Source organism: Aliidiomarina soli, from assembly GCF_003986975.1.
Lineage (GTDB): Bacteria > Pseudomonadota > Gammaproteobacteria > Enterobacterales > Alteromonadaceae > Aliidiomarina > Aliidiomarina soli.
This window is the reverse complement of record NZ_PIPO01000006.1, coordinates 253,084-279,720: the sequence shown is the minus strand read 5'-3', so window position 1 is coordinate 279,720 and position 26,637 is coordinate 253,084. Positions and strand designations below refer to the sequence as shown.

The window sequence follows — 26,637 nt, the reverse complement described above, 5'->3', positions numbered from 1 at the left end:
CCGAAGGGCCGTTTTTTAAACCTTAAAACTATCTATGCAAAATAGACAATTAAATGGTGTTCGCTTTCTCAACAACGTCAACCAGTGTCCAGTTTTTCCCTTTCGAGATAGGACGAGTTTCGCGAATAGTCACGAGATCGCCCTGGCCACATTGGTTAGACTCGTCGTGCGCTTTGATCTTGGTAGTACGAGTAATGTACTTGCCATAGATTGGGTGTTTAACCCGGCGCTCGATAGCAACAACGATAGACTTGTCCATCTTGTCGCTAACTACACGACCTTGCAGAGTACGGATAGTTTTAGCTTCGGTCATTACGCACCCGCCTTCTGGTTGATAACAGTTTTCACACGTGCAATATCACGACGCACTTGCTTCAACATATGAGTTTGGTTCAGCTGGCCGGTGGCAGCTTGCATACGCAAGTTGAATTGCTCGCGAAGCAGGCCAAGCAGCTCTTCATTCAGCTGTTCAACGCTCTTTTCATTAAGTTCGCTAGCTTTCATTACATCACCGTCCGAGAAACAAAAGTGGTTTTGAATGGCAGTTTAGCAGCCGCTAATTTGAATGCTTCACGTGCCAACTCTTCAGGAACGCCGTCCATTTCGTATAAAACACGACCTGGCTGGATTTGGCAAACCCAGTATTCAACGTTACCTTTACCTTTACCCATACGCACTTCAAGCGGCTTTTGAGTAATTGGCTTGTCTGGAAATACACGAATCCAGATTTTACCTTGACGCTTGACGTGACGAGTCATCGCACGACGTGCGGCTTCGATTTGACGAGCAGTCATACGACCACGCTCTGTCGCTTTCAGGCCGAAAGTACCGAAGCTAACTTTGTTACCAGTCTGCGCCAGACCGCGGTTACGGCCTGTATGAACCTTGCGAAATTTCGTACGCTTAGGTTGTAACATATCGGTTCTCCTTACTTACGACCTTTGCCGCGCTTAGCAGGTTTAGGTTGCTGTTGCTCTTCCTGAACCGGCATGCCACCAAGGACTTCGCCGCGGAATACCCAAACCTTCACGCCGATGATACCGTAGGTCGTGTGAGCTTCTGAGGTTGCATAGTCAATGTCCGCACGCAGAGTATGCAGTGGAACACGACCTTCACGATACCATTCGGTACGTGCAATCTCAGCGCCGCCTAAGCGACCGCTAACTTCAACCTTGATACCTTGAGCACCCAGACGCATTGCGTTCTGTACCGCACGCTTCATAGCGCGGCGGAACATCACACGACGCTCTAACTGACCAGCGATGTTCTCACCGATAAGCTGTGCATCGAGCTCAGGCTTACGAACTTCTGAAATGTTGATCTGTGCTGGAACACCAGTCAGTTTAGAAACTTTCTGACGCAGCTTCTCAACATCTTCACCTTTTTTACCAATAACAACACCTGGACGAGCAGTGTGAATTGTTACGCGAACGCTCTTTGCAGGGCGCTCAATAACAATCCGGCTCACAGACGCGCTTTTAAGTTCTGTTTTCAAGAACTCACGCACCTTGTGATCACTGTGCAGGTTGTTGGCGAAATCCTTGGAATCCGCGTACCAGGTAGCATTGTATGGCTTGGTGATACCTAGGCGAATACCATTAGGATGTACTTTTTGACCCATAATTTATCTCCTAGCTATCTGACACAACCACAGTAATGTGGCTGGTACGCTTCAAGATACGATCGGCACGACCTTTAGCACGAGGCTTGATGCGCTTCATAGTAGGACCTTCATCAATCATGATGGAGGATACTTTGAGCTCATCGATGTCAGCACCTTCATTATGCTCCGCGTTGGCGATAGCAGACTCTAAAACTTTCTTAACCAAAGCTGCCGCTTTCTTCGGGCTGTAACCCAAAATATCAAGCGCTTGTGCAACCGATTGGCCTCGAATTTGATCTGCAACCAGACGCCCCTTTTGAGGGGAAACGCGGGCAAATTTATGTTTAGCAATAGCTTCCATTGTATTTACCTCTTAACGTTTCTTCGCTTTCTTATCCGCAGCGTGGCCGCGGTAAGTGCGAGTCGGAGCAAATTCGCCTAGTTTATGACCAATCATTTCATCAGTAACGAATACTGGAACATGTTGACGGCCATTGTGAACAGCGATGGTCAATCCAATCATATCTGGAATGATCATTGAACGACGAGACCAAGTTTTTAATGGTTTCTTGTCCCCGCTTTCCATCGCTTTCTCCACCTTTTTCAATAGGTGAAGGTCAATAAATGGACCTTTTTTAAGAGAACGTGGCATTTAATGAATCCTCTTGCCTTTATTTAGTGCGACGACGCACGATGTACTTGTCAGTACGCTTATTCTTACGGGTCTTGAAGCCTTTAGTTGGCATGCCCCACGGAGATACCGGGTGACGACCACCTGAAGTACGACCTTCACCACCACCGTGTGGGTGATCAACCGGGTTCATGGCAACACCACGAACAGTCGGACGAACACCACGCCAGCGTGCAGCACCAGCTTTACCCAGTTGCTTCAGCATGTGCTCAGCGTTACCGATCTCACCGATAGTTGCACGGCAATCTGATAAGATTTTACGAACTTCACCAGAGCGCAGACGTACAGTTACGTACAAGCCTTCACGAGCCAGGATTTGAACGTAAGCACCAGCCGAACGTGCTAACTGAGCACCTTTACCAGGCTTCATTTCTACCGCGTGCACAGTACTACCTACTGGAATATTGCGCATTGGCAGAGTGTTACCTGCTTTAATCGGTGCATCAGAACCTGAAACGACGCTAGCGCCAGCTTTCAGGCCTTTCGGTGCCAGGATGTAACGGCGTTCACCGTCGGCATACAGCACCAACGCAATGTTTGCAGAGCGGTTTGGATCATATTCAATCCGTTCAACCTTTGCAGGAATACCGTCTTTATTGCGTTTAAAGTCAATCACGCGGTAGTGATGTTTGTGTCCACCACCGATATGACGAACTGTGATACGACCTTTGTTGTTACGACCACCAGACTTGCTGTTCTTTTCCAGCAACGGGGCGTAAGGCTTGCCTTTATACAGGTCCTGGCCAACGACTTTAACGACGTGGCGACGACCCGGAGATGTAGGCTTCTGTTTAACAACAGCCATTTTCACTATCCTCCTGTTTATTCAGCGCCGCCGACGAAGTCGATGTCGGCACCTTCGGTCAGGGTTACGTAAGCTTTTTTCCAATCGCTACGCTTGCCCATGCGCGAACCAGTGCGCTTGGCTTTACCCTTCACGTTCAGAGTGCGAACGCCAGTTACTTCGACTTCAAACAATTTCTCAACTGCAGCTTTGATTTCTTTCTTAGTAGCGTCTTTTGCTACTTTGAAAACCAAGGTGTTGTTCGCCTCAGCGCTCATCGTTGCTTTCTCAGAAATATGAGGAGCCAGTAACACTTTCAACATACGTTCTTCGCTAATCATGATAAGGCCTCCTCAAGCTGCTTGACCGCGTCAGCAGTGATTAGAACTTTATCGAATGCGATCAGGCTGACCGGGTCGATACCCTGTACGTCACGTACGTCAACCTTGTACAGGTTGCGTGATGCCAGGAACAGATTCTCATCTACTTCTTTAGTCACGATAAGAACATCTTTTAAGTCCAGTTCTTTCAGTTTGGCCGCTAGTTCTTTAGTCTTCGGCGCACTAACGCTGAAGTTTTCAACTACGATCAAACGGTCTTGACGAACCAGTTCAGATAAAATGCTTTTTACCGCACCGCGATACATTTTTTTGTTTACTTTCTGGCTGTGATCCTGCGGCTTAGCTGCAAAGGTCACACCACCAGAACGCCAGATTGGGCTACGGATAGTACCTGCGCGAGCGCGGCCCGTACCCTTTTGACGCCATGGCTTTTTACCGCCACCTGAAACTTCAGAGCGAGTCAGTTGAGCTCGCGTACCTTGACGCGCACCCGCAGCATAGGCAACTACAACCTGATGCACGAGCGCTTCGTTAAACTCACGTCCAAAGGTAGCTTCGGAAACTTCAAGAGCGCCTTTTGCGTCTTTTAATGCTAATTCCATCACTAATCTCCTCAGACGTTACGCTTTGACCGCAGGCTTAACGATGACGTCACCGCCAGTCGCGCCAGGGACAGCACCCTTAACCAAAATTAAGTTGCGCTCAGCGTCAACACGGACGACTTCCAGGGACTGTACAGTGACGCGCACGTTACCCATTTGGCCGGCCATTTTCTTACCTTTGAATACTTTACCTGGTGACTGGTTCTGCCCGATGGAACCCGGTGCACGATGCGACAATGAGTTACCATGCGTCGCGTCTTGCATGCTGAAGTTCCAGCGTTTAACAGTACCGGCGAAACCTTTACCTTTAGAGGTACCGGTTACGTCAACCATTTTAGTATCATTAAAAATTTCCACTGTCAGCTCAGCACCAACCGCGATCTCGTCGCCCTCACCTTCACCAAGGCGGAACTCCCAAAGACCACGACCCGCTTCAACGCTTGCTTTAGCGAAATGACCCGCTGCAGCTTTGTTGACACGGTTAGCTTTTTTGCTGCCGGTGGTCACTTGAAGCGCACGGTAACCGTCAACGTCCAGGTCTTTAACCTGAGTCACGCGGTTTGCCTGCACTTCGATCACAGTCACAGGAACAGAAGCGCCATCTTCTTGAAAGATGCGAGTCATTCCGACTTTACGACCGACTAGACCAATAGCCATTGTTAAAACCTCTTATCCAGAATCCTAGTGCTCTTAGCCCAGGCTGATTTGTACATCAACACCAGAAGCTAAGTCCAAACGCATCAGTGCATCTACCGTTTTTTCAGTAGGTTCAATGATGTCGATAAGACGCTTGTGAGTGCGGATTTCGTACTGATCACGAGCATCTTTGTTCACGTGAGGAGAAATCAACACAGTGAAACGTTCCTTGCGTGTAGGCAGTGGAATTGGACCACGAACCTGTGCACCGGTACGTTTGGCAGTATCAACGATTTCCGCAGTAGACTGGTCGATCAGACGGTGATCGAACGCTTTCAAGCGAATTCGAATTCTTTGACTAGACATAATCAAAGCCTCATAAAAAAGAGCATTTAAAAAAGAGCATAAAAAAACGCGCCTCTAGCCCGGCATTACTGCCGTCAGAGGACGTTTTTTTAACTACACGTTTGCCCCCCAATCGGGGGCATTGTTGCCGGCAGGAAGAGAAAACTCTACCTACCTTGGCGCGAGATTATACAGCAGCCAAAGGTGAAGTCAACTGCTTATCACGACTGTCAGTACGCCTTCGCTTAGCTATGTTCCGCCGCGTATGCCTCTACTGCACGCCATGCGCGAACCGTATTCTTATACAGGATCTGATCTATCTCATCTTCACTGTAACCGCGGTCCAGCAAGCCCTGAATCAGGTTCGGAAAGGTGCTGACATCTTTCAAACCTTCAGGCAGGGTATCGCCAACACCATCAAAGTCTGAACCAATGCCAACATGGTCAATTCCGACTAATTCAACAATATGGTCAATGTGGTTAAGCACGTCATCGTAGGTGGCATACGGGAACTGGTTCTCTTCCTCCATACGCGCAATGGCGGCTTCGGCTTCAGGCGTCCCCTCGCCGTGTTCTTCATTAATAGCAGCGGTCAGACGCTGGATGCGGGCACGGAACTGGTTCGCCTGGGCAGTAACAAAGGTCGAACCAAAGGTCACCTGAATCACCCCATTGTTCTCTGCCAGGGTCTCGATCATCTCGTCGCTCATATTTCGTTGCCACCCCGGCGTATAAGAGCGCGCGGACGAATGAGTCGCGATAACCGGGACCTGGGTAATCTCCATAACGTCATAGAATGCTTTATCACTAACATGGCTGATATCCACCATCATTCCGATCCGGTTCATCTCCGCGACCAGCTCTTTGCCAAACGGGCTCAGGCCACCCCAGCGCTGACGGATATCGTACGAGGAATCACTGATATGATTGTCTTCAGAATGAGCCAGGGTAATGTATCGCACCCCACGATCATAAAAATGCTGCAGGTTTTCGAGTTTGCCTTCAATCGGCGCACCGTTTTCCATCCCCATCGGCAATGAAATCAGGCCCTGCTCGACCTGCTCCAGAAGCTCGTCCACGCTGTGTGGAATTGCATACTGGTCCGGTGCCCGGTAGACCATGGATTCGACAAAGTCGATCAGGTGGTTGGCGAGCGTATAGGCGCCATTGTCTTCATAGCTACTCGGAACGTAAATCGCCATAAAAGGCGCATTCAGCCCCCCTGTCACCGCTCGTTCGTAATCAAAGTCACCACGTTCAGCGGCACCGGTCATATCTTCCCAGTCATTCATCAGCCGCCATGGCACGTCAATGTGAGTATCGATAATCAGGGTTTCCTGGGCGATCTGTTGTGCCCGTTCGCCGGCAAATATCTCGGTTGCCGAAGCCGAAGCCATGGTGCATACGCTAGCCAGCGCTATGCTCAGGATAGATAAACGCATCAAAGGTCCTCATCAGGGAAATTGCAAATAGAAGAGTAACCAGATTATCAGAGAAAGGACAGCGCGACGAGTTACGACTCATATACTCGTCGCGGGTGACGATTAGTCCGTCGCGACCAGCGGCTTACCAGTAGTGTCAGCAAGCAGGTTAAGGTAATTGCTAGTATTGGCAGCAATATCCATACAATGCCCAGCCACACCCACATTAGTTGCTCTCGGAATCGGCAGCGGCTAGAACCTCTGCTTGCTCAGTATCCACGTCATCTTCGTCGAAGAAGCGAGTACTGGCTGAAATACCTTCACGGACCGCTGACTTAACCATCGAGCTTACTGCGTTAACATCGTCAACCAGATAACTACGGATTTGCGCTTTCACTTCGTGCAGATTAAATGACATGGTGTCTGCAACTGGTGCTGGTGACTGTAGAGAAAATAAGCTGACAGTGATTAATAAAGTGTTCATGATTTGTTTCCTTCTTAAGTAATGAGTCGTTCGTTGCGAAGTTTTACTTCACTTCGTACCTAAGAGATTACAAACCTTGTGCCAACTTCTACAAAACCTATAAGATATTGATATTTAATGTTTTTATATAAACCCGAGAGATTATGCAAATGCTCGACTTAGCGAGCTTTACCATTCGCTTAAAAAAATCGCTAATCTTTAGTTTTTTACGCCACTGCCTGTCCAAGCACTTTTTCCGCTGCTTCATATAAAGGTGCAGCAGACTCCGCGCGGGGCCCATTTTCACTTAAATGACGTCGCCACTGACGGGCACCAGGACGATTTTGAAACAAGCCGAGCATGTGCCTGGCGACGTGCCAGAAACGGCCCCCTGCCTCAATGTGACGCTCAATATAGTCAGCCATCACCGGCAGCACCTCTTCGGGAGCCTGCCACTTCGTTGGCTGCCCATAAAAAGCTGAATCCACCGCTGCCAGCATCCAGGGGTTTTGGTACACCGCCCGTCCTAACATTACGCCATCAACAAACTGCAATTGCTCCTGCGCCTCGTCTAGACTCTGCAAGCCACCGTTTAGCAGCACCTCAAAATGGTTTAAATCGCGTTTGACCTGATGCACTCGAGCATAATCAAGGGGCGGAATATCTCGGTTTTCTTTCGGGCTCAGGCCGTTCAGCCAGGCTTTGCGCGCATGCAGGGTAAGGCGGGATACACCCGCTTTATCCACCGCCTGCAGTAACCGCATCAGAAACGAATACGAATCCTGATCATCGATACCAAGGCGCGTTTTAATACTGACTGGCACTGTGCCCGCAGCGTCCTGCATTGCTTTCAGACAATCACCAACCAGCTCCGGCTCAGCCATTAAACAGGCCCCGAAGCGCCCATTCTGGACACGATCCGACGGGCAACCGACGTTTAAATTAATCTCATCATAACCGCGTTCGACCGCTAGCCGGGTGCAGGACGCCAGGTCTGCCGGGTTGCTGCCACCGAGCTGCAACACAAGTGGATGTTCATCCTCGTTGTAGAGCAGAAAGTCATTTTTGCCGTGAATAATCGCCCCGGTCGTCACCATCTCAGTATAGAGAACAGCCCGCGTACTTAGCTGACGATGAAAGTAGCGACAATGACGGTCAGTCCAGTCGATCATCGGCGCTACCGCAAAAATTTGTGACATCAGTTTCCTCGGATTCGGGTAAAATAGCGCAACATTATACAACAGCTTTAAAATGCATGCATTCGGCTACATTCTCATGCTAAGCTAACACCATGAACAATAATAATACTGAACAATTACTTTCTCGTGCAGAAACACTTTGCGTGCATCGGGGTGTTCGTCTTACTCCCGCGCGGCGTGAAGTGTTTGCGCTATTAAGTCAGCAGGAAGGTGCCATTGGCGCTTATGATCTGCTTGAACAGTTAAAAGAAGTGGTGCCAAACGCGAAACCACCAACTATATACCGGGCGCTGGACTTCCTTCAGTCGCAAGGGTTTGTGCATAAAATTTCATCGTCGAATAGTTATGTTCTCTGCTCCCACTTTGAAAAACAGCATCCAGTGCAGATGTTGATCTGTCGGGTCTGTGGTAGCGTACAAGAGATTCATTCTGATGGAGTGCACGAACAGTTCATTGATCAGGCACGAGCTGAAGGTTTCGCTGTGGAGCAGCAAACCGTCGAAGCTTTAGGAGTTTGCGCTCAGTGCGCACACAAGAGCAGTTAGTCGTAAATGGAAACTTGGTATGAATGCTGATTTTATAAATCCTTTTTTGACCGCAGTACAAAATGTGTTGTCGATGATGGCACAAATCGAACTTAAGCCAGGAAAGCCGCAGATCAAGAAAGACGATGTGGCTCGGGGCGACGTCTCAGGCCTTATCGGAATGGTTGGCCCACAAACCAAAGGCTCATTTTCAATCTCCTTTGATGAAAACCTGGCAATTGAGATCATGCATAAAATGCTTGGTGAGCGTCCGTCCGGCATCAATGAAGAAGTAACCGACATGGTCGGTGAAATTACCAATATGGTAACCGGTGGAGCAAAGCGTACCCTGGGTGAAAAAGGCTACGAATTTGAAATGGCCTCACCAGTCGTGGTAACAGGTACAGGTCACACCATCCGTCATAAGTCGGAAGGCGCCAAACTGATCATGCCGTTTGAGCATGAAGCAGGCAAAGCCCATATCGAGATTTGCTTCGATAAAATCAGCTAGTCGGGTCAAAACCAGCACCCTCGCTGCAAAACAAAAAAGAGAGGCCGCACACGTGCGGCCTTTCTCATGCTCATAAAAAACCATTAGACACTGTCGTAATCAAGCACCACCCGGTGGGCAACATTGCACAAAAGCTCATAGGCGATGGTACCTACATAGCGTGCCACTTCTTCCACTGGTAAATCAGGCCCCCACAACTGGCCTGTATCTCCGACCTCTACATCGCTGTCAGGCCCAACTTCCACCGCCAGCATATCCATCGACACATGGCCAACAATTGGGTAACGCCGTCCGTTAATAAAAACCGGCGTTCCGTCCGGTGCCGTTCGCGGATAGCCATCGCCATAGCCGATTGCCAGCACCGCAATCCGGGTCGACTTCGACGCATGCCAGGCTGCGCCATAACCGACTCCTGCCCCCGCACCTATACTACGCACCGAGATAACGCTTGCCTGCAATTTCATCACCGGCTTAAGGTTAAGCATCGCCCCGGTTTGCTCAGCAAAGGGTGACACACCATACAGTGCAAGCCCCGGACGTACCCAATCATCATGCTCAGCAACAGCAGCCAACAAAGCCGCCGAATTAGAGAATGATACAGGCGCCTGCAACTGTGCTTGAATCGCGGCAAAGGCCTGACGTTGTTCTTCGTTCTGGACCGTTTGCGGGCAATCAGCACTGGCGAAGTGCGACATCAGCACCGGCTCTGACTGAACATTCGGGCAGGCCTGCAGTCGGCGGTAAAAACCCACAGCCTGTTCCGGTTCAACGCCTAACCGGTGCATACCTGTGTCCACTTTCAGCCACACTTTAAGTGGGTTAACCAGGCCTTTGGCCTGCTCCAGTTGCAGCAACTGATACTCGCTGTGGATAACCGGCTGCAAACCACTGGCCGCCAGAATCGGCAACTGCTCCGCAGCAAAGAAACCTTCCAACAAGACAATCGGCTTCACTACACCTGCATTGCGCAACGCCAGTGCTTCGTCCAGGCGCGCCACCCCGATCGCATCAACCCCATCGAGTTGCTGCGCTATTCGGGTTAACCCATGCCCATAGGCATTGGCTTTAAGAATCGCCAGTATGCGCGCACCCTTAGCGAGCTGCTGCAACGCTTCCAAATTATGCTGTAATGCCGCTAAATCAATCGCGGCCCAGGCCGGGCGCATTAATAGTCGTCCTCTGTATCCGCGCGGGCGTAGTTATCAAAACGAGACAACGCACCATGGAACTTCAGCTCCACTGAACCGATCGGTCCATTCCGCTGCTTACCTAAAATAATCTCAGCCAGTCCCTGCTTATCCCCGTCCGGATGGTAGACCTCGTCACGGTAGATAAACATGATCACATCGGCATCCTGCTCGATCGAACCTGATTCGCGCAAATCCGAGTTAACCGGGCGCTTATCCGAGCGTTGCTCGAGTGACCGGTTCAACTGAGAAAGCGCTACCACCGGGCATTTCAGCTCTTTCGCCAGCGCTTTTAATGAGCGTGAAATCTCCGCAATTTCCAGCGTCCGGTTTTCACTCATTCCCGGTACTGTCATCAACTGCAGGTAATCCACCATGATCATACTGACCCCGCCGTGCTCACGGGCAATGCGCCGTGATCTGGAACGTACTTCTGTTGGTGTCAGACCCGATCCATCATCAATGTACATGTTGTTCTTTTCGTTCAACATGCCCATGGTCGAGCTGATCCGCGCCCAGTCATCATCATCCAGATTACCAGTCCGAACCTTGGTCTGGTTAACCCGGCTCAGTGACGCCAGCATCCGCATCATAATCTGCTCAGCCGGCATCTCCAGACTGAATATTACCACCGGTTTGTCTTCGTTCAGCGCCGCATGCTCCGCCAGGTTCATAGCGAAAGTCGTGTTATGAACCAGAATATCCTCGGCCACGAAGTTGTGTGTATCGGGAACACTAAGATCGTACACCTGCTTGCTTCCAAGCGGCTCTATTTTGACCACTTCGTCCCAATACAGATCGCTACTCGCCAGGTTCTGCAAATACTCATCATCCAGCAACCTGGCATACTCTGCCGCTTTGTTTCTTGAAATACGACGCCTGGACCCGGCACTCAAGTGAGGATTGAAGCCATTCGGCATCACCTCGCCTTTTTCAGTAAACAAAGATGCCCAGCTACGGCTCCCTTTTCTCGCTCGTATATAGTCAATCGCGGAATCAGGCAATGAGTCCAGATTATGGCTTTCCTGCAGTTCACCGAGTACCGCCCGGGCAGTTTCAACCCGCTCTTCTTTGCCAAAAATACCAATTTCGTTAATAAAGGTATTGATACTTTGGCGATGAGTAATCACCAACTCACAGGCGCTTCGGAACGACCCTTTGTATTTGACCTGCTTCTCTCGAAGGCGGGCCAACACACCGAAACGAAGTAGCAGATGCTGTACATCCCGCGCTAACGCCTTGCTCGAGCTCGCGTACGACAACGCAACCTGACGCTTATTCTGCACAAAAATACTGCCATCACAGCAAAACAGTCGGTTCAGGAACAATGCCAGCTGTGCTCGGGGAAGCTTGAACACATCTTTAGGCACAGACTTATGCAGTGCGCTTTTTGCCATCACCTGATGCTGTTGCAGCCAGGCAGTAAAACGATTTTTATCATTCTTACCTGCGCTGTCTCGCCCACCCTGCAGTAAGCCCTCAGCAGTCACACCTAACCCATCGCTAAGACGTTTAAACGCGTCGCTATTTGGCAGGCTTTTGCCTTGCAGCCAAGCCGTTGTCGCAGACGGCACCACGCCACTTAACAGCGCGACCTGACGCGCCGTCAAACTAAGAGCCTGCATCGACTCACGTAAGCGTGTCGCGAAAATTTGGCGGCGCTCAAGCAGGCTTTTTTCACAAGCTCTAACTCGAACTGAAGGTGTGCGGTTGAGTGATAAGCTTGAACTACAGCGTACCCCTCCAAATTGCTCTACACAGTGTCTGAATTCATCGAGAACGCGAGGGTTACCATTGGTAAATTTCGGGTTGGTATCGGTCGTGCCGCCATCCGCCAACATATAGGCCAATAGCTTAATTTCATGCTCAGGTAACGCTGAATTACCGAACGCATCTAGCTTTCGGGGTACCGCTACGCGTTCGCCAACGTCGATATGAGCTAAAGGCTTCCAGCCCTCTCCGGTTAGAAAAGGATGCGTAATCGTAGTTTCAATCTCGCGGCCCAACGCCGTGGTAACACGGAATACAGGCTTATAACCATCATCAACAAAAGCACTTGGCCGGGTTGACCGAAGCTTAAAATCATTGTTCAGCGAAAATACATTTGCCTCGCCGTTCTTCACCAGATCATCAATAACATGTAGGGCTCCGCTCTGCGGGTCCATTACCCGCGAACCAGCCACAATGCACTTACCCATTGAAGGCCTGGCCGCCACAATAATCAGGTCGGAAGGCTGCAAGCCCGTGGTCATGCGGTCGAGATCGTGGTAACCGGTAGAGACGCCGGTGACGCCATTGTGATTGGTTTGCGTGCTTAAAAATTCGATGCGATCCAGCGTCCGGTTAAGAATATCGCCGATCCCTTTGGGACCATCGTTGGCGTTGGTGCGTTTCTCTGCAATTTTAAAGACTTTCGACTCTGCCATATCAAGCAGTTCGTTACTGCTACGGCCCTGAGTGTCAAAACCTGATTCCGCAATTTCATTGGCCACACCGATCATTTCGCGCACGACCGCACGTTCACGGACAATGTCTGCATAGGCAAGAATATTGGCTGAACTGGGGGTATTCTTCTGAATTTCGAGCAGGTACGGGAAACCGCCAACCTGTTGCAGCTCACCAGTCTGCTCCAGCAGCTCGGACAGGGTCACCAGATCAATTGGTTTCTCGCGGGAAATCAGTCCCTGCATCGAGCTAAAAATAATCCGATGTGAGCGCAGATAGAAATCGTCTGCGATAACCCGTTCAGCAACGTTATCCCAGGCCTCATTGTCCAGCATCAAGCCACCTAATACAGATTGCTCAGCTTCAATAGAATGCGGTGCTGACTTAATAGCGTCGACTTTGGCGTCTTTGGGCTTGGTGTTTAACTGTGCCACGGATGCTCCTCTTATAAGCGGTAACGATGCTCGAACAGGCTAAAAATGATACCTTAAGCACTCTTCAATGTCGCTTATATTACCCTAAATAATAGCGTTCCTTTACAACATCCTGGAAACACTTAAACGGCTAAGCCTCAGGCAAAAAAAAAGACGCCATGAGGCGTCTTTTTTAAGCGGTTCAGAAATGCTAATTACTTAGCAGCTTCAACAACCAGCTTCACTTGTGCAGTTACTTCAGCATGCAATTGCAGCTCAATATCGAACTCGCCAGTTTCGCGAATGGTGCCGTGTGGCATCAGGATTTCGCTCTTCTGAACTTTAACACCGGCTGCAGTAATAGCATCAGCGATGTCACGAGTACCGATAGAACCGAACAGCTTGCCTTCGTCGCCCGCTTTAGATTCGATAACCACTGGCTCCAGTGCGTTAACTTTCTCAGCGCGCTCTTCAGCAGCTTTAAGATCGGCAGCAATTTTAGCTTCCAGCTCGGCGCGACGTGTTTCAAACGCTTCAACGTTTGCTTTGGTCGCAGGTACTGCTTTACCGTGCGGGAATAAGAAGTTACGTGCGTAGCCTGGCTTCACAGCAACCTGGTCGCCTAAGCCACCCAGGTTAGCTACTTTATCTAATAAGATAATATTCATGAGTATGTTACCCCTTTCGAATTAGTTAAAACGAACCGACACTTACTTATGCAAGTCAGTGTAAGGCAACAAACTCAGGTAGCGTGCGCGCTTAATAGCACGAGCCAGCTGACGCTGATACTTCGCTGAAGTGCCAGTGATACGGCTTGGTACAATCTTGCCGCTTTCAGTTACGTAGTTTTTCAACGTAGCGATATCTTTGTAATCGATTTCTTTAACGCCATCTGCTTTAAAACGGCAGAATTTGCGACGACGGAAAAAACGAGCCATGGTGGTCTCCTGTTAAATCTTCTTTAGTTGCTGGGCGTGTAATACCAGTTTAGCGACACCGCTACTGGTCTCATGGCGATTTAAAAAACCAGCCACTTCTACCACACTCCCGACAGTTAATTGGTTTGCCAAGTCCTGTGCCCCTTTGCTGTCAGTGAAAACATCACCGGCAGCGGCACCGCTAGCTACAACCTGAATACGTAAAAAGCACTGTCGCGCCATTCCCGCTTCCTGTTGCTGCGACCTGTGGTCAATGACCAAATGCAGGTGCGCAATACCAGCAGGGCTCTTGCTTACGCGTGGAGGTTTAACCACCTCACCTTGCAGAACAAGTCGGTTAAGCACAGAGACGGCAACTGCTAACGCTACTCAGACTCAGACTCTGTCTCAGTTTCTGTTTCAGCATCTTCAGTTGCTTCAGTGCGTGCGTCAGACTTGCTGTCGCGACGCTCTTCTTTCGGCTTAGCGAAAGGAGAAGGCTCAGTTACACCTTCGTCTTTACGCATAATCAGATTACGCAGAACGGCATCGTTGTAACGGAAAGTGGTTTCCAGCTCTTCCACAACTTCTGCAGTCGCTTCAATGTTCAGCAGAACATAGTGTGCTTTGTGCAGCTTGTTGATTGGGTAAGCCAGTTGACGACGGCCCCAGTCTTCTAAACGGTGAATAGCACCACCGCCTTGCTTGATCGTTTCGCTATAGCGCTCGATCATGCCTGGAACTTGTTCACTCTGGTCAGGGTGAACCATAAATACGATTTCATAATGACGCATTGCTGCTCCTTATGGATGTTAAGCCTCGATCAGATCAGCCACACTGACATGGAGGCAAGGAACTTAAAGTAGTTTAAAGGCTGATTTAAGCTGGCGAATTGTACGGGATTTAAACATTGGGGGCAAGCACTAGGCTTGCTCGAGGGTGCTATTTATTAAACTAAAGAGTTTTGCTGACAGGCTCGATGCAGCTCCGGCAGGGCCATTCACTTCGATCGGCTGGTTATCCACCAGTGCGCGTAAGTATAAAGTGCCTGCTTCCTCGTTCAGTTCAATAACAACATCGTGCAGCAGGTACTCTTCAGGAATAACCATATTCTCAGTTAGCAGACGATAGCCATGGTGGGTATTCATCCGGTAACGAAGGTCATCCGCCACCTGAGCCAGACGTCGGTTGCCGCTGTCGTAACTGATTTGCACATCCACATAAGGGCGTTGCTGCATCGGCAGCTGTTGCCCCGGTAGCCAGGCCAGAACCAGCAATACCAGCGCCCCAGCCACGACCAAAATCGGGATCTTTAATGAGTTTGCACGAGGTTGTTCAGATGATTTCATGCGCTTTGTCGCTGACGCACGACTTCAAATAAACACACCCCCGCAGCAACCGACACATTGAGGCTACTGACCGACCCAACTAAAGGAATCGCAATCAACTGGTCGCAATGCTCGCGGGTTAACCTGCGCATGCCACTGCCCTCTGCACCCATCACTAAGGCCACCGGCCCTTTGAAATCCGCCTGATACAATGAGTCCGTTGCTTCACCCGCGGTACCTACAATCCACACGCCCAACTGCTGCAGTTCGCGTAAGGTCCGGGCCAGGTTTGTGACCACAACCAGCGGCATGGTTTCTGCCGCTCCGGATGCCACTTTACTCACCGTACTGGAAATTTTGGCTGACTTGTCTTTCGGCACGATGACCGCGGTCACTCCTGCCGCATCGGCCGTGCGTAAACAGGCCCCCAGGTTATGCGGGTCAGTGACATTATCCAACACCAGAAAACAGGCTTTTGCTCCAGCCTTTTCGTACAACCCAGGCAGATCGTTTTCCTGATAATGTTTAGGCGCAGTAACCACCGCAATCACGCCCTGGTGATTCTCACCCTGAACTTTCTGGTCCAGCGTTTTACGCTGACACTCCTGCGCCCGTACACCCGCTTTACGCGCCTGCTGCAGAATGGTATCCAGCGCTTTGTCACGGCGTCCCTGCAATACAAATAGCTCAACCAGTCGTTCCGGGTTGTTCTTCACGATCGATGTCACCGCATGAATGCCGTGTACTAAATCTTTTTTACTCATGCTTTACCTATTTCTGGGCACGCTTAGCTTGTTTCGCTTTGCGCGCTCGATTCCCTTTGCTGGGTTTCTTCTTGTCTGTTTTTTTGCCTGGTTTAGTGCCCGACTTCTTCACTGGCTTTTTGCCTGGCCGACCCGCTTTGCCTCGGTCACCCTTCTTCGCGCCTTTGCTGGCAGCCATGCGTGCAGTCATCTTATCGGCATCGCGACGCGACTCGACCCGTCCGGCACTTTCAATATCAGCCAGTTCAAAGTCGATCTTACGCTCATCCAGATTGACCCCTTTGACTTTCACCCGCAGGTTATCGCCAATCCGGAAGACCCGCCGCGAATGCTCGCCAATCAGAAAATGGCGCTCGGCATCAAAGTGGTAATACTCACTGGAAAGGTTAGAAATATGCACCAGACCATCGATCATCAGGTCGCTGAGGCGGACAAAGAAACCGAAATTGGTCACCGTTGAGACCACGCCGTCGAACTCGGCACCCACATGATCCTGCATGTATTCACATTTCAGCCAGTCATCAACCTGACGGGTCGCATCATCGGCACGGCGTTCGGTGCTTGAGCAATGTGCGCCAAGTTCAGCCATGTGTTTTTCACCGTAATGAAAGCCACCGTCAAGGCCGCTCAGGTCACGCTTCAATGAGCGCAAAATGTACTTAATCTCGCGGTGCAACAGCAGATCCGGATAACGTCGGATCGGTGAGGTGAAATGCGCGTATTCATCCAGCGCCAGCCCGAAATGCCCTTCATTGTCCGGCGTATACACAGCTTGCTTCAGCGAGCGCAACAACAAGGTCTGGATCAGTTCATGGTCAGGCCGTTCAGCAACTTGCTGCAGCAGGTTAGTAAAGTCTTTTGGTTGCGGTTCATCACCGCCCCCCAGTTGCAGACCCAGCTCACCCAGGAACGAGCGGAAACCTTCAAGACGGTCGTCATCGGGCGTTTCATGCACCCGATACAGGGTTAAACCCTGATGTTTTTCAACAAAGCGTGCAGCGGCCACATTGGCCATGATCATGCATTCTTCAATGATCTTATGCGCCACATTGCGGTGTACCGGCACAATCTCGTCAATTTTGCGCTGGGCATTGAAGATAAAACGCGTTTCCAGGGTTTCAAATTCAATCGCGCCGCGCTGTGCCCGTGCCGCTTTCAAAATGTCATAAAGCGATTTTAAGTTCTTTAAATGCGGCACCTGTTGTTCATATTGCTGCTGTAACTTAGGGTCACCTTCAAGGATCTTAAATACCTTGGTATAGGTCAGCCGGGCCTTCGAGTTCATCACCGCCGGGTAGAAATCGTATTTCTGCAGACGACCGCGGCCATCAATACTCATTTCCGCGACCATACACAGGCGGTCCAGATTCGGGTTCAGCGAACACAGACCGTTGGACAACTTCTCCGGCAACATGGGCACCACATTATCAGGGAAGTAGACCGAGGTACCACGGGTATGTGCTTCATCATCTAAGGCGGATTTCGGCGTCACATAATGGCTAACGTCGGCTATCGCCACCCACAGACGAAACCCTTTTCCGTCAGGCTCACAGTAGACGGCATCATCAAAGTCGCGCGCGTCCTCACCATCGATGGTCACCAACGGCATGTCCGTTAAGTCGACCCGACCCGCTTTGTCGGCGTCACTGACTTCCTCAGCGATGCCCTCCACCTGCGCCAGCACTTCGCTATTCCACTCATAGGGAATGCCGTGCTCACGAATCGCAACCTGAATTTCCATGCCCGGCGCCATGTGCTCGCCAAGGATCTCAGTCACGGTAGCCACTGGGCTACTGCGTCGGCTCGGCCGTGACACTACTTTTGCTACCACCATCTGGCCGTGGCGGGCGCCATTTACATTTTCCGCCGGGACGATCAGGTCCTGGCTAATGCGGCTATCGTCCGGCACTACCACCGAAACGCCTTTCTCGACAAAGAAGCGCCCGACAATTTCCTGGGCCCCAGCTTCGACTACACGTACCACACGTGCTTCAGTGCGGCCGCGTTGGTCAGTACCGCTTTCTTTAACCAGTACAATATCGCCATGCAGAACCAGCTGCATCTGATGATACGGTAAGAATAAGTCCGCCCCGCCTTCCAATAACTGGACAAAGCCAAAGCCGTCACGGTGGCCGATCACGCGACCTTTTTTCAGGTCCATGCGCTCGGGCAAGCCGTAGGCATTTGCTTTGGTGTATACCAGCTGACCGTCCCGCTCCATCGCGCGTAAACGTCTTTTAACGCCTATATGCTGGCGTTCATCGTCAAGCTTAAACTGGCGGAGAATGTCGTCGTAGGCGAGTGGTTTTGCCTGAGCCTCAACGGCGGCAAGTAATTCGTCACGAGTGGGTATTGTCACTTCGTATTCGGGCTGATTTGCGCCCTGCTCATCTGTCATTGCGATGATTGTTTCCTGCTTAATAAATGGTTTAATTTCAAATTTGGGTGTCACCCTGTCCCGGCCAGCGCCTGGCGGCCTGGACCTTTCATTACTACTTTTAAACTGAGTATAACAGTCGCACCACTATCATGCTATGTTGTTGCTTGCACGACTTTTTTGCCCCATCCCAAGGGCTGGAGCAGCAAATAAAGAAAACAATAACAGGAGTCCATATGCATAAGTCCATCCTTGCCGCGACCTTGCTGGCGTTACTCGCCGGTTGTCAGGACGCGCCCGATACCAGTTCAGCCCCAGCCGGCCAACAAAACGCTCAGGACCATGCCGAAGCAGGAAGCGAAACAGGAAGTGAAGCAAGCAGCGAGGCACAAAGCGACCAGAGCGCCAGCGACGCAGAAACAGCACGCCTCAATAGCTGGTTCGATGAAAAATTCGAAGAGCAACTGCAACAAAGTCCGCTGCGGTTAACCATGCTAGGGCGTAAGGACCGCTATGATGAAATTGACGATGTCAGCCGAGAAGCGGAGCGCGAGCAATTTGCCTGGTTAGAAAGTACCGCCGAGGAACTACAAGCCAATTTTGACTATGACCTGCTCGACGACGATGGCAAAATTTCCTACGACCTGTGGATGTTTCAGTACGAGTTAGCCCGCGATGGCATGCCGTTTCTTGAACACGGCTATTCCTTTGATCAAATGCGCGGCGCCCACTCGTTCTTACCGCAAGTGTTACTGGCCTACCACGGGGTAGATAACCAGGGTGACATGGAAGCATACAACAGCCGTATCCGGGGCATCGGCGGCGCAATTGAAGAACTGCTAAGCCAGGCCCAGGCAGCCGCTGAAGACGACCGCCGGCCACCACGCTTTGCCTACGATCACGTGATTCGTCAAAGCAAAGCGCTCATTGACGGGGCCCCGTTCAGCGACAGCGACAACGAAGCACCTATCTACGCTGACGCCAAACGCAAAGTTGACGAGCTGCGAGAACAAGAAGAAATTAGCGCCGAGCAGGCTGACCAGTTGCTTAGCGAAACCCGTGCAGCGTTGACCGAAGACTTTGCGCCGGCCTATCAGTCACTGATTGACTGGCTTGAAAGTGATCGAGAAAACACCGAAGTCAACACCGTTGGTGTTAGCCGTCACGCGGATGGTGAAGACTACTACAACTACATGTTGCGGGTCTCTACCACCACCGAACTGACTGCCGATGAAATCCACCAGATCGGGCTTGACGAAGTCGACCGCATCACCGGGGAAATGAATGCCATTCGCGAACAGGTCGGGTTCGACGGTGACTTACAGGCGTTCTTTGAATTTATTCGCACTGACGAACGATTCTTTTTCCCGGACACCGACGAAGGTCGCGAAGCCTATTTGCAGCAATCCCGTGACTTTCTTGACAACATTGCCGATAAACTACCTGAATTCTTCGGTCGTTTACCCAAAGCAGACCTCGTTGTCCGTCGTGTTGAGCCTTATCGTGAACAGGACGGCGCGCCGCAGCATTACTACCCGGGATCACCGGATGGGTCGCGTTCAGGGGTCTACTACGCGCATTTGAGTGACATGAATGCGATGCCTAAAAACGAAATGGAAGCCATTGCTTACCATGAAGGTAACCCTGGTCACCACATGCAAATCTCTATTGCGCAAGAGCTTGAGGATGTTCCTCAGTTCCGTACGCAGGCACGCTTTACTGTTTACAGCGAAGGCTGGGCTTTGTATTCAGAGCCGTTAGCTAAAGAAATGGGCGGCTACGAAGACCCGTACTCTGACTTTGGTCGGCTGGTCACTGAAATCTGGCGCGCAGTGCGCCTGGTCGTCGATACCGGTATGCATGCCAAAGGCTGGACCGAAGAGGATGCAGTCGAGTACTTCTCGTCGCATACACCGGTTCCAGAAGCCGCTGTACGCTCTGAAGTTCAGCGCTACCTGGTTATGCCAGGTCAGGCAACCTCCTATAAAATCGGCATGATGAAAATTCAGCAGCTACGTGCCTGGGCAGAGCAGGAGCTGGGCGACGATTTCGATATTCGCGGCTTCCACGACACCGTATTAGGCGGTGGTGCACTGCCATTGCCGTTATTGGAACGTCAGGTGCAAAACTGGGTCCGCGAGCAACAAAGTTAAAACACGCCGCGTCCGCGTTACTCGTTAAAGCCCTGCCACTGGCAGGGCTTTTTTTATCCCTGTTTTACACCACTGTGGCTGGCAAGCCGCGTCAGCCTTTCTATAGTTAGGGGTATCCGTAACAAAGATGGAGGCAGTATGTTTGAACCTATCGGACTCGGTACCTTTCGTATTCAGGGCAAACAAATGACCCAGGTGGTCACTGATGCGCTTGAGATTGGCTATCGGCACATCGACACCGCACGCATGTATGGAAATGAAAAAGATATAGGCAAAGGCCTGCAGCAAAGTTCATTGCGGCAAGAGCAAGTTTGGGTAACCAGCAAGGTCTGGCATGAAAATCTCGAGCATTACGCTCTGCTCGACAGCCTGCGTAAAAGCTGCGATGACCTCAAACGCGACTACCTTGATCTGGCCCTGATCCACTGGCCGGATACCTCCGGGGAAGTCCCGTTGAAGGAGTCACTGGATGCACTACAAAAAGCAAAGCAGGAAGGGCTGATAAAACATTTTGGGGTCTCAAACTTTAACCGTCAGCTGTTAAAAGAAGCAATTTCTCACGTCGGTGCGGACAATATTCTGACCAACCAGATAGAAATGCACCCTTTCCTAGCCAATCTGCCAATTGCCAACCTGTGTGACCAGCATGACATCCGGGTGACCGCTTACATGCCACTGGCCAAAGGCGAAGTGATGAAAGAGCCGACGCTGCAACAAATCGCTGAAGATCACGACACTAACCCTGCAGCGATTAGTATTGCCTGGTTGCTGCAGCACAAACGCACAGCCATCCCGTCATCCACTAAGCTCGAGCATCTGCGTAGCAATTTTGATGCTCAGCACCTTCACCTGTCACCGCAGCAAATGCACCAGATAGACAGTCTGGATAAAGGCATGCGACTGATCGATCCGGATTTCGCTCCCGACTGGTCCAGTTAGTCAACACCGCTCAGGCATAGGTGCCATTGCGACATCACCCTGAGTCGGGCAAAATAGACCCATAAGCCCGATTCCTGATGTATTCAAAAGCGAGTGGACCTATGCCGTTACCTGTTCTAATCTGCGACGACTCCGCCATGGCTCGTAAAGTGATGGCTCGATCGTTACCAGGTGACTGGGATATCGACGTCAGCTTTGCCTGTGATGGACGAGAAGCCATCAGCGCGATCGAAGCGGGTCGCGCTGATTTACTCTTTCTCGATCTAAATATGCCGGTGATGGACGGCTACGAAGTCCTGCAGACCATTCGTCAGCGCGATTTGCCGACGATGGCGATTGTAGTCTCTGGCGATGTCCAGCAGGCCGCCTATGATCAAGTCATGGCATTAGGTGCCCTTGATTTCATTAAAAAGCCAGCCAACAGTACAAAGATTGCCGATATCCTGCAGCGTTACGGCATCGTTGAGAAACCTCAACCACCGTCAGAGCGTATCGTCGACAGTGTCGCCGACACCCCGACCCTGGCAGTCGCCTTACAGGACCTGATGCAGGAAGTCGTAAATATCGCAATGGGCGAAGCAGGTGCCAGCCTAAGTAAATTGCTCAATACCTTTGTTAAATTACCCGTACCCAAAGTAATGTCCTGCCGCTATGACGAACTTCATCGTCATATCGCAGCAGCCAACTACACCACCCTGAGTGGTGTCACCGAAGGTTTTATCGGTAACAACATCACTGGCGAAGCCATTTTGCTGATTGACGAGCAAAGCTTTGGTCGTTTATTCAAACTCTTTGACTACGACCAGCGGCTGCGCAAAGTCAGTGACCTTGAAGTACTGGTCGACTTATCCTCGGTAATCACTGGTGCCTGTCTGCAAAGCATAGGCACCCAGCTGGATTTACAATTAAGTTATAGCGCACCCGTCATGCTGGGCCGGCAGCAAAATGCCAGCGAATTACTCAATAATGCCAACAAAGCACAACAGGTCCTTGCCATCGAAGTAAATTATGCGATTCCCGACCAGTCAATAGACTGCGATTTGCTGATTGTGTTTACCGAACAATCAATTGCCGAACTGGAAGACAGAGCCGGGTGCCACCAATGAACGAACAAACGCAAAACATGCACAGCCTGTTACAGATGCTGCAAACCATCGAAGCAGGCTTAGTGGTATTAGATCGGAACAACCAGGTCCAGGTGTGGAATAGTTTCATGGAGAACCATAGCGGTATCCGTGTCTCCAAGGCTCGCGGCAGCAACCTGTTCGAATTATTTCCCGAGCTCCCCGAGCGCTGGTTGCAGCGTAAAATTGATTTTGTCTTCGGCCTTAAAAGCCGCGCCTATTCAACCTGGGAACAGCGCCCTCACCTGTTTGATTTCAGCAGTGTGCGTCCGCTCACCGGCAATACCACGCTGATGTATCAAAACCTGACTATCAACCCGTTACTCGGACCAGATGGCGAGGTCGCTCAGGTGTGCATGCTGATCTACGACGTTACCGACACGGCGATGAGTAAACTGGCGCTGCGCAGTGCCAATCAGGCCCTGGAACACTTAAGTCAGACCGATAAACTAACCGGATTATTTAACCGCGGGCACTGGGAAGAATGTTTAATTCAGGAATTCCAGCGCCTCAAACGCTATTCCGGCGACGCCTCATTATTGCTCTTTGATATTGACCATTTTAAAGCAGTCAACGACAACTATGGCCACGACGTCGGCGACGAAGTGCTCCGCCAAATGGCCAACCTGATCCGGGCTAATCTGCGTGAGACCGACATTGCAGGCCGTTTTGGAGGTGAAGAGTTCGCCATTCTTTTGCCCAACACACAGGCTGAAGCGGCCATGCAGTTAGCCGAACGGTTACGGCAAAAAGTGCGCGAATACCCCATGCAACATACCCAGGGTAACTTTCAGGTCACTGTCAGTCTTGGCGTAGCCGACTTCGATAGCGACCAGACGTCGCATCAGGAGTGGTTAAAACACGCTGACAACGCACTTTATGAGGCGAAAAATGCAGGCCGTGATCAGGCGATCCTCTTTAAAAAATAGCTGAAATCACTCGACCTTGGTCGTAAAAGCACTACTTTGAGCGTAAATTATGTTAACAATATAAGCACTTAATAATTATAACTAATAGGTGCTCTCAATGGCTCATATATGGATTTCTGCTATTGTCCTGCTCGGTATTGTGGTTCTGCATACGCTGTCACTCAGCTTTAACATGCCAGCCTGGTTAAGCCTGTCGCCGATGCTTGTCGCTGCCTGCGGCCTGATCATCCTGTTAAGCCGACAACAGCGCGCTCAAGTCGACCAGACACAGACCGACGCTGGCGATGAACTGGATGTCGCTGCCATTACCGATGCCACCTCGCGGCTTGCAATTGGCTCTGCCGAGGTATCTTTTTTTATTGACGGCCTCAGCCAGCAAATTCACCACAGCAGCGATGCCAGTCGCGAGCTCGGCTCCGCCAGTCAGAACCTGTCTGATACCAGCCGACACCTGAATGACAACCTGCAGCAAATTGCCGGCAATTTGCAACAAACCTCAACCGCCACAGCCGCCGCCGATCAGCGTATTAAAGGGGTCGTCGATAACCTCAACCTGTTGGCCACCTCAGTCACCGACACCAGTAACCAGCTCCAGCAGCTGCACCATAGCGCCGATAACATTCAGCGTATTACCCAGGTCATTGAACAAGTTGCTGAACAAACCAATCTACTGGCGCTAAATGCCGCTATCGAAGCAGCCCGGGCCGGCGAGCAAGGCCGCGGGTTTGCTGTTGTAGCTGATGAAGTGCGCAGTCTTGCCGCCAAGACCGCAGCGGCCACGCATGAAATCACCGACATGCTTTCCACTATTCGCCAGCAAAGCGCCGACAGTGCTGAAGCCATGCAGCAACTGCAACAGCAGAGTACGGCAGTGCAGCAGGATCTCAACACCACCGCCGCCGACTTCAACGACATCACCGGTCAGGTTAACACCGCAACCGAGTCGGTCGGTCACCTCGAAACCCTCAGCGATACCCTGCAGAACACCAGCGAAAGGGTCAATCAGTCCGTCGAGGAGTTAACCGGCGCATTGCGCGACGTCGAGCAAAAGAGTTCACAGATTGCTCAGCAGGCGGTGGCCCTTTCAGAACAGACTGAAAGCATTTACAGCAACCTTAGTGATTCAAGTCACGAGAGCTTTTACTCCCCCATTTTCGTCGCTGCCAAAGAGGCGGCCGCCGCGGTCGGGAGTTGCTTTGAAAAGGCCATTGCCAATGGTGAACTGAACGAGTCTGATGTGTTTAGTTACGACTACAAGCCGATTGCCAATACCAATCCGCAAAAATATCAGACCCCGTACGACAGCTACACGGACCGCCATTTACCAGCCATTCAGGAGCCAATATTAGAAACCCTGGGCAACGTTCTCTATGCAGGTGCTGTGGACCGTAAGGGCTACTTTCCGACTCACAACAAAAAGTTCAGTAAGCCGCTGACCGGTAACTACCAGACCGACCTCCTCAACAACCGCAGTAAACGCATTTTCGATGACCGTACCGGTAGTCGCTGTGGCGACCACCAGCACCCATTGTTACTGCAAACTTATAAAAGAGACACCGGCGAGATCCTGCACGACCTCTCGGTACCGATTTATGTCCATGGTAAGCACTGGGGTGGCTTTCGGGTGGGATTTAAAGAATAGGTAAGCGACCCAGAGCCAGAATTTACGCACCGCACTCCAGCGTCTAATTCAACTGCTGGATTGCCTGAGTGATATGTTCTGCGCCCGCCTCTATTTCTGTCATCACACTCTCAACTAATGAAATACTGCTATGACTCTCCTGCGCCAGCTCCGCAATGGACTCGGTGCTCGACGATATTTCATTTGCGATATCACGACTTAATTGCATCACCCTGCCAATATCATCGGTCGCCAGAGTGGTTCGCCGGGCAAGGTTTCGCACCTCGTCCGCGACGACTGCAAAACCACGTCCCTGCTCGCCCGCTCGCGCCGCTTCAATAGCCGCATTTAACGCCAGCAAATTGGTTTGCTCAGCAAGACCATTAATCGTTCGCACGGTTTCTTCGATGTTCTTAGTCTGCCCCTGCAAGCGCTCAACGACCGTACCGATTTGATCACTCGACTGATTAACCAAGGTGCCGGTAGCCACGGAAGACTCAATAGCGCTTTTCACTTTAACAATAAGCGCAGCGGTTTGCCTTGAACTCACCAGGGCCATTTCTGCCACTTCCCGGGTCCGCTCGGCAGCAATTATTCGCTGGGTAATGTCAGTTGCGAATTTGATAACTTTAATTACCTTACCCTGGGCGTCCAGAATCGGGTTGTAGCTTGCTTCCAGCCAGATAATCTCGCCATCCCGGCGAAAGCGTTTAAACTGACCCGTTTTGTATTCGCCTTGCGCCAGCGCTTGCCAAAATTTCGGGTGGTTGTTGTAGAATTCATCATCACAGAAAATTCGATGATGCTTACCCACAACCTCTGACTTACTGTATCCCACCGCATTAAGGAAATTATCGTTCGCCGAGCGTATGTCGCCATCCGGACTAAATTCAATAACCGCCATGGAACGATTGATGGCGTCACTAATTGCCCGCTCCTGCTCCAGCGCGTGTACGTCCTTAGTAACCTCATTGGCGATCTTCATTATCGATGTCACCCGACCACTTGCGTCGCGAACTGGAAAATAGGTCGCATCCAACCAACAAACTGAGCCATCGCCCTTTAAGCGCAGGAAACGTCCATGCTGAACCTCACCTGCGGCAAGTTGAGACCAGAATCGGCGATAGTTCGGTGACTCGCGTTCTTCTTTGCTACAAAACATACGATGATGCTTGGCCTGCACGTCACTCAACTGGTATTGCATACCGCGAAGAAATACCTCGTTCGCAGTAATAACATACCCTTCAGGAGTGAAATCAATACGCGTCACATTCTCGTCAACTGCCGCCATTTGCTGTTCAAGCTGTTCGACTCGCTGAC

31 protein-coding genes and 1 pseudogene are annotated in these 26,637 nt (G+C 50.9%); 7 read left to right on the top strand and 25 right to left on the bottom strand.

Features of this window, described 5'->3' with window-relative positions:
• Nucleotides 1-49: 49 nt before the first annotated feature.
• The 14 genes from rpsQ to dusA all read right to left on the bottom strand — a co-directional run bounded on the left by rpsQ (nucleotide 50) and on the right by dusA (nucleotide 8,085).
• On the bottom strand, nucleotides 50-313 hold the full coding sequence (rpsQ, locus tag CWE14_RS13695) for a 30S ribosomal protein S17 (protein ID WP_126789362.1): 264 nt from the start codon (nucleotides 311-313) through the stop codon (nucleotides 50-52).
• Nucleotides 313-504 (bottom strand): 50S ribosomal protein L29, encoded by a 192-nt coding sequence (rpmC, locus tag CWE14_RS13690; protein ID WP_111570013.1) that lies wholly within the window; start codon nucleotides 502-504, stop codon nucleotides 313-315. The genes rpsQ and rpmC overlap by 1 nt, the downstream gene beginning before the upstream one ends.
• Nucleotides 504-917, bottom strand: a complete 414-nt coding sequence (rplP, locus tag CWE14_RS13685; protein ID WP_126789361.1) for a 50S ribosomal protein L16 — start codon at nucleotides 915-917, stop codon at nucleotides 504-506. Before rplP ends, rpmC begins: the two co-directional genes overlap by 1 nt.
• A gap of 11 nt (nucleotides 918-928) precedes the next feature.
• On the bottom strand, nucleotides 929-1,621 hold the full coding sequence (gene rpsC, locus CWE14_RS13680) for a 30S ribosomal protein S3 (RefSeq protein ID WP_126789360.1): 693 nt from the start codon (nucleotides 1,619-1,621) through the stop codon (nucleotides 929-931).
• 10 nt (nucleotides 1,622-1,631) lie between these two features.
• Nucleotides 1,632-1,964, bottom strand: a complete 333-nt coding sequence (gene rplV / locus CWE14_RS13675; RefSeq protein WP_126789359.1) for a 50S ribosomal protein L22 — start codon at nucleotides 1,962-1,964, stop codon at nucleotides 1,632-1,634.
• 12 nt (nucleotides 1,965-1,976) lie between these two features.
• Entirely contained in the window at nucleotides 1,977-2,255 is a 279-nt protein-coding gene (gene rpsS, locus CWE14_RS13670) for a 30S ribosomal protein S19 (RefSeq protein WP_126789358.1), read from the bottom strand.
• A 19-nt stretch (nucleotides 2,256-2,274) separates the two neighbouring features.
• On the bottom strand, nucleotides 2,275-3,099 hold the full coding sequence (rplB, locus tag CWE14_RS13665) for a 50S ribosomal protein L2 (RefSeq protein WP_126789357.1): 825 nt from the start codon (nucleotides 3,097-3,099) through the stop codon (nucleotides 2,275-2,277).
• 17 nt (nucleotides 3,100-3,116) lie between these two features.
• The gene (rplW, locus tag CWE14_RS13660) at nucleotides 3,117-3,419 is read right to left on the bottom strand and encodes a 50S ribosomal protein L23 (RefSeq protein WP_126799887.1); all 303 of its coding nucleotides are present in this window, start codon (nucleotides 3,417-3,419) and stop codon (nucleotides 3,117-3,119) included.
• Nucleotides 3,416-4,021 (bottom strand): 50S ribosomal protein L4, encoded by a 606-nt coding sequence (rplD, locus tag CWE14_RS13655; RefSeq protein ID WP_126789355.1) that lies wholly within the window; start codon nucleotides 4,019-4,021, stop codon nucleotides 3,416-3,418. Before rplD ends, rplW begins: the two co-directional genes overlap by 4 nt.
• 18 nt (nucleotides 4,022-4,039) lie before the next feature.
• Nucleotides 4,040-4,678 carry a 50S ribosomal protein L3 gene (gene rplC / locus CWE14_RS13650; protein ID WP_126789354.1) on the bottom strand — a complete coding sequence of 213 codons (639 nt, stop codon included), beginning with the start codon at nucleotides 4,676-4,678 and terminating at the stop codon, nucleotides 4,040-4,042.
• A 33-nt stretch (nucleotides 4,679-4,711) separates the two neighbouring features.
• On the bottom strand, nucleotides 4,712-5,023 hold the full coding sequence (rpsJ, locus tag CWE14_RS13645) for a 30S ribosomal protein S10 (protein WP_126789353.1): 312 nt from the start codon (nucleotides 5,021-5,023) through the stop codon (nucleotides 4,712-4,714).
• Nucleotides 5,024-5,247: 224 nt separating this feature from the next.
• A complete protein-coding gene (locus CWE14_RS13640; protein ID WP_126799886.1) occupies nucleotides 5,248-6,444 on the bottom strand; it encodes a dipeptidase in 1,197 nt (398 codons plus the stop codon).
• Between the two features lie 205 nt (nucleotides 6,445-6,649).
• Entirely contained in the window at nucleotides 6,650-6,907 is a 258-nt protein-coding gene (locus CWE14_RS13635; protein WP_126799885.1) for a hypothetical protein, read from the bottom strand.
• Between the two features lie 206 nt (nucleotides 6,908-7,113).
• A complete protein-coding gene (gene dusA / locus CWE14_RS13630) occupies nucleotides 7,114-8,085 on the bottom strand; it encodes a tRNA dihydrouridine(20/20a) synthase DusA (protein WP_126799884.1) in 972 nt (323 codons plus the stop codon).
• Between the two features lie 92 nt (nucleotides 8,086-8,177).
• On the opposite strand from dusA, the gene zur reads away from it, so the two are divergent.
• Together zur and CWE14_RS13620 are read left to right on the top strand one after the other, a co-directional pair.
• On the top strand, nucleotides 8,178-8,630 hold the full coding sequence (gene zur / locus CWE14_RS13625) for a zinc uptake transcriptional repressor Zur (protein WP_126789349.1): 453 nt from the start codon (nucleotides 8,178-8,180) through the stop codon (nucleotides 8,628-8,630).
• Nucleotides 8,631-8,649: 19 nt separating this feature from the next.
• On the top strand, nucleotides 8,650-9,120 hold the full coding sequence (locus CWE14_RS13620) for a chemotaxis protein CheX (protein WP_126799883.1): 471 nt from the start codon (nucleotides 8,650-8,652) through the stop codon (nucleotides 9,118-9,120).
• An 83-nt stretch (nucleotides 9,121-9,203) separates the two neighbouring features.
• Here CWE14_RS13620 and alr read toward each other — a convergent pair whose 3' ends face one another.
• The 9 genes from alr to rnr all read right to left on the bottom strand — a co-directional run bounded on the left by alr (nucleotide 9,204) and on the right by rnr (nucleotide 18,572).
• Nucleotides 9,204-10,286 carry an alanine racemase gene (alr, locus tag CWE14_RS13615; RefSeq protein WP_126799882.1) on the bottom strand — a complete coding sequence of 361 codons (1,083 nt, stop codon included), beginning with the start codon at nucleotides 10,284-10,286 and terminating at the stop codon, nucleotides 9,204-9,206.
• Entirely contained in the window at nucleotides 10,286-13,186 is a 2,901-nt protein-coding gene (dnaB, locus tag CWE14_RS13610) for a replicative DNA helicase (protein WP_241972419.1), read from the bottom strand. The genes alr and dnaB overlap by 1 nt, the downstream gene beginning before the upstream one ends.
• A gap of 194 nt (nucleotides 13,187-13,380) precedes the next feature.
• On the bottom strand, nucleotides 13,381-13,833 hold the full coding sequence (rplI, locus tag CWE14_RS13605; protein WP_126789345.1) for a 50S ribosomal protein L9: 453 nt from the start codon (nucleotides 13,831-13,833) through the stop codon (nucleotides 13,381-13,383).
• Nucleotides 13,834-13,875: 42 nt separating this feature from the next.
• Nucleotides 13,876-14,103, bottom strand: a complete 228-nt coding sequence (gene rpsR / locus CWE14_RS13600; protein WP_126789344.1) for a 30S ribosomal protein S18 — start codon at nucleotides 14,101-14,103, stop codon at nucleotides 13,876-13,878.
• A gap of 12 nt (nucleotides 14,104-14,115) precedes the next feature.
• Nucleotides 14,116-14,448 (bottom strand): primosomal replication protein N, encoded by a 333-nt coding sequence (priB, locus tag CWE14_RS13595; protein ID WP_126789343.1) that lies wholly within the window; start codon nucleotides 14,446-14,448, stop codon nucleotides 14,116-14,118.
• A 20-nt stretch (nucleotides 14,449-14,468) separates the two neighbouring features.
• Nucleotides 14,469-14,876, bottom strand: a complete 408-nt coding sequence (gene rpsF, locus CWE14_RS13590) for a 30S ribosomal protein S6 (protein WP_126799881.1) — start codon at nucleotides 14,874-14,876, stop codon at nucleotides 14,469-14,471.
• 129 nt (nucleotides 14,877-15,005) lie between these two features.
• Nucleotides 15,006-15,431 carry a hypothetical protein gene (locus CWE14_RS13585; RefSeq protein ID WP_126799880.1) on the bottom strand — a complete coding sequence of 142 codons (426 nt, stop codon included), beginning with the start codon at nucleotides 15,429-15,431 and terminating at the stop codon, nucleotides 15,006-15,008.
• Nucleotides 15,428-16,174 (bottom strand): 23S rRNA (guanosine(2251)-2'-O)-methyltransferase RlmB, encoded by a 747-nt coding sequence (gene rlmB / locus CWE14_RS13580; RefSeq protein ID WP_126799879.1) that lies wholly within the window; start codon nucleotides 16,172-16,174, stop codon nucleotides 15,428-15,430. Before rlmB ends, CWE14_RS13585 begins: the two co-directional genes overlap by 4 nt.
• A 7-nt stretch (nucleotides 16,175-16,181) precedes the next feature.
• Nucleotides 16,182-18,572 (bottom strand): ribonuclease R, encoded by a 2,391-nt coding sequence (gene rnr / locus CWE14_RS13575; RefSeq protein ID WP_126799878.1) that lies wholly within the window; start codon nucleotides 18,570-18,572, stop codon nucleotides 16,182-16,184.
• A gap of 215 nt (nucleotides 18,573-18,787) precedes the next feature.
• Here rnr and CWE14_RS13570 point away from each other — a divergent pair, with 215 nt between their 5' ends.
• From CWE14_RS13570 to CWE14_RS13550, 5 genes are all read left to right on the top strand, one after another.
• Nucleotides 18,788-20,704 carry a DUF885 domain-containing protein gene (locus tag CWE14_RS13570; RefSeq protein WP_126799877.1) on the top strand — a complete coding sequence of 639 codons (1,917 nt, stop codon included), beginning with the start codon at nucleotides 18,788-18,790 and terminating at the stop codon, nucleotides 20,702-20,704.
• A 138-nt stretch (nucleotides 20,705-20,842) separates the two neighbouring features.
• Complete coding sequence (locus tag CWE14_RS13565; protein ID WP_126799876.1) at nucleotides 20,843-21,643, top strand: aldo/keto reductase; 801 nt, start codon at nucleotides 20,843-20,845, stop codon at nucleotides 21,641-21,643.
• Between the two features lie 77 nt (nucleotides 21,644-21,720).
• A complete protein-coding gene (locus tag CWE14_RS13560; RefSeq protein ID WP_338022827.1) occupies nucleotides 21,721-22,749 on the top strand; it encodes a response regulator in 1,029 nt (342 codons plus the stop codon).
• Nucleotides 22,746-23,696, top strand: coding sequence for a GGDEF domain-containing protein (locus CWE14_RS13555; RefSeq protein WP_126799874.1), 951 nt, complete (start codon nucleotides 22,746-22,748; stop codon nucleotides 23,694-23,696). Before CWE14_RS13560 ends, CWE14_RS13555 begins: the two co-directional genes overlap by 4 nt.
• Nucleotides 23,697-23,793: 97 nt before the next feature.
• Nucleotides 23,794-25,338, top strand: coding sequence for a methyl-accepting chemotaxis protein (locus CWE14_RS13550; protein WP_126799873.1), 1,545 nt, complete (start codon nucleotides 23,794-23,796; stop codon nucleotides 25,336-25,338).
• Nucleotides 25,339-25,381: 43 nt separating this feature from the next.
• On the opposite strand, the gene CWE14_RS14910 is transcribed toward CWE14_RS13550, so the two are convergent.
• Entirely contained in the window at nucleotides 25,382-25,876 is a 495-nt protein-coding gene (locus CWE14_RS14910) for a methyl-accepting chemotaxis protein (RefSeq protein WP_420837107.1), read from the bottom strand.
• A 33-nt stretch (nucleotides 25,877-25,909) separates the two neighbouring features.
• Nucleotides 25,910-26,608 (bottom strand): annotated as a pseudogene (locus tag CWE14_RS14905) (PAS domain-containing protein); the annotation flags it as partial.
• Nucleotides 26,609-26,637: the final 29 nt, after the last annotated feature.

Coding starts and splice junctions, on each gene's coding strand:
- rplV (WP_126789359.1), bottom strand. CDS start 1,964: ATGGAAGCTATTGCTAAACATAAATTTGCCCGCGTTTCCCCTCAAAAG.
- CWE14_RS13555 (WP_126799874.1), top strand. CDS start 22,746: ATGAACGAACAAACGCAAAACATGCACAGCCTGTTACAGATGCTGCAA.
- rpmC (WP_111570013.1), bottom strand. CDS start 504: ATGAAAGCTAGCGAACTTAATGAAAAGAGCGTTGAACAGCTGAATGAA.
- rpsQ (WP_126789362.1), bottom strand. CDS start 313: ATGACCGAAGCTAAAACTATCCGTACTCTGCAAGGTCGTGTAGTTAGC.
- rpsR (WP_126789344.1), bottom strand. CDS start 14,103: ATGGCTCGTTTTTTCCGTCGTCGCAAATTCTGCCGTTTTAAAGCAGAT.
- CWE14_RS13640 (WP_126799886.1), bottom strand. CDS start 6,444: ATGCGTTTATCTATCCTGAGCATAGCGCTGGCTAGCGTATGCACCATG.
- rlmB (WP_126799879.1), bottom strand. CDS start 16,174: ATGAGTAAAAAAGATTTAGTACACGGCATTCATGCGGTGACATCGATC.
- CWE14_RS13570 (WP_126799877.1), top strand. CDS start 18,788: ATGCATAAGTCCATCCTTGCCGCGACCTTGCTGGCGTTACTCGCCGGT.
- CWE14_RS13620 (WP_126799883.1), top strand. CDS start 8,650: ATGAATGCTGATTTTATAAATCCTTTTTTGACCGCAGTACAAAATGTG.
- CWE14_RS13585 (WP_126799880.1), bottom strand. CDS start 15,431: ATGAAATCATCTGAACAACCTCGTGCAAACTCATTAAAGATCCCGATT.
- CWE14_RS14910 (WP_420837107.1), bottom strand. CDS start 25,876: ATGGCCCTGGTGAGTTCAAGGCAAACCGCTGCGCTTATTGTTAAAGTG.
- rplC (WP_126789354.1), bottom strand. CDS start 4,678: ATGGCTATTGGTCTAGTCGGTCGTAAAGTCGGAATGACTCGCATCTTT.
- dusA (WP_126799884.1), bottom strand. CDS start 8,085: ATGTCACAAATTTTTGCGGTAGCGCCGATGATCGACTGGACTGACCGT.
- rnr (WP_126799878.1), bottom strand. CDS start 18,572: ATGACAGATGAGCAGGGCGCAAATCAGCCCGAATACGAAGTGACAATA.
- CWE14_RS13560 (WP_338022827.1), top strand. CDS start 21,721: ATGTATTCAAAAGCGAGTGGACCTATGCCGTTACCTGTTCTAATCTGC.
- alr (WP_126799882.1), bottom strand. CDS start 10,286: ATGCGCCCGGCCTGGGCCGCGATTGATTTAGCGGCATTACAGCATAAT.
- rpsJ (WP_126789353.1), bottom strand. CDS start 5,023: ATGTCTAGTCAAAGAATTCGAATTCGCTTGAAAGCGTTCGATCACCGT.
- CWE14_RS13550 (WP_126799873.1), top strand. CDS start 23,794: ATGGCTCATATATGGATTTCTGCTATTGTCCTGCTCGGTATTGTGGTT.
- rplI (WP_126789345.1), bottom strand. CDS start 13,833: ATGAATATTATCTTATTAGATAAAGTAGCTAACCTGGGTGGCTTAGGC.
- rpsC (WP_126789360.1), bottom strand. CDS start 1,621: ATGGGTCAAAAAGTACATCCTAATGGTATTCGCCTAGGTATCACCAAG.
- rpsS (WP_126789358.1), bottom strand. CDS start 2,255: ATGCCACGTTCTCTTAAAAAAGGTCCATTTATTGACCTTCACCTATTG.
- rplB (WP_126789357.1), bottom strand. CDS start 3,099: ATGGCTGTTGTTAAACAGAAGCCTACATCTCCGGGTCGTCGCCACGTC.
- CWE14_RS13635 (WP_126799885.1), bottom strand. CDS start 6,907: ATGAACACTTTATTAATCACTGTCAGCTTATTTTCTCTACAGTCACCA.
- rplD (WP_126789355.1), bottom strand. CDS start 4,021: ATGGAATTAGCATTAAAAGACGCAAAAGGCGCTCTTGAAGTTTCCGAA.
- rpsF (WP_126799881.1), bottom strand. CDS start 14,876: ATGCGTCATTATGAAATCGTATTTATGGTTCACCCTGACCAGAGTGAA.
- rplW (WP_126799887.1), bottom strand. CDS start 3,419: ATGATTAGCGAAGAACGTATGTTGAAAGTGTTACTGGCTCCTCATATT.
- rplP (WP_126789361.1), bottom strand. CDS start 917: ATGTTACAACCTAAGCGTACGAAATTTCGCAAGGTTCATACAGGCCGT.
- zur (WP_126789349.1), top strand. CDS start 8,178: ATGAACAATAATAATACTGAACAATTACTTTCTCGTGCAGAAACACTT.
- CWE14_RS13565 (WP_126799876.1), top strand. CDS start 20,843: ATGTTTGAACCTATCGGACTCGGTACCTTTCGTATTCAGGGCAAACAA.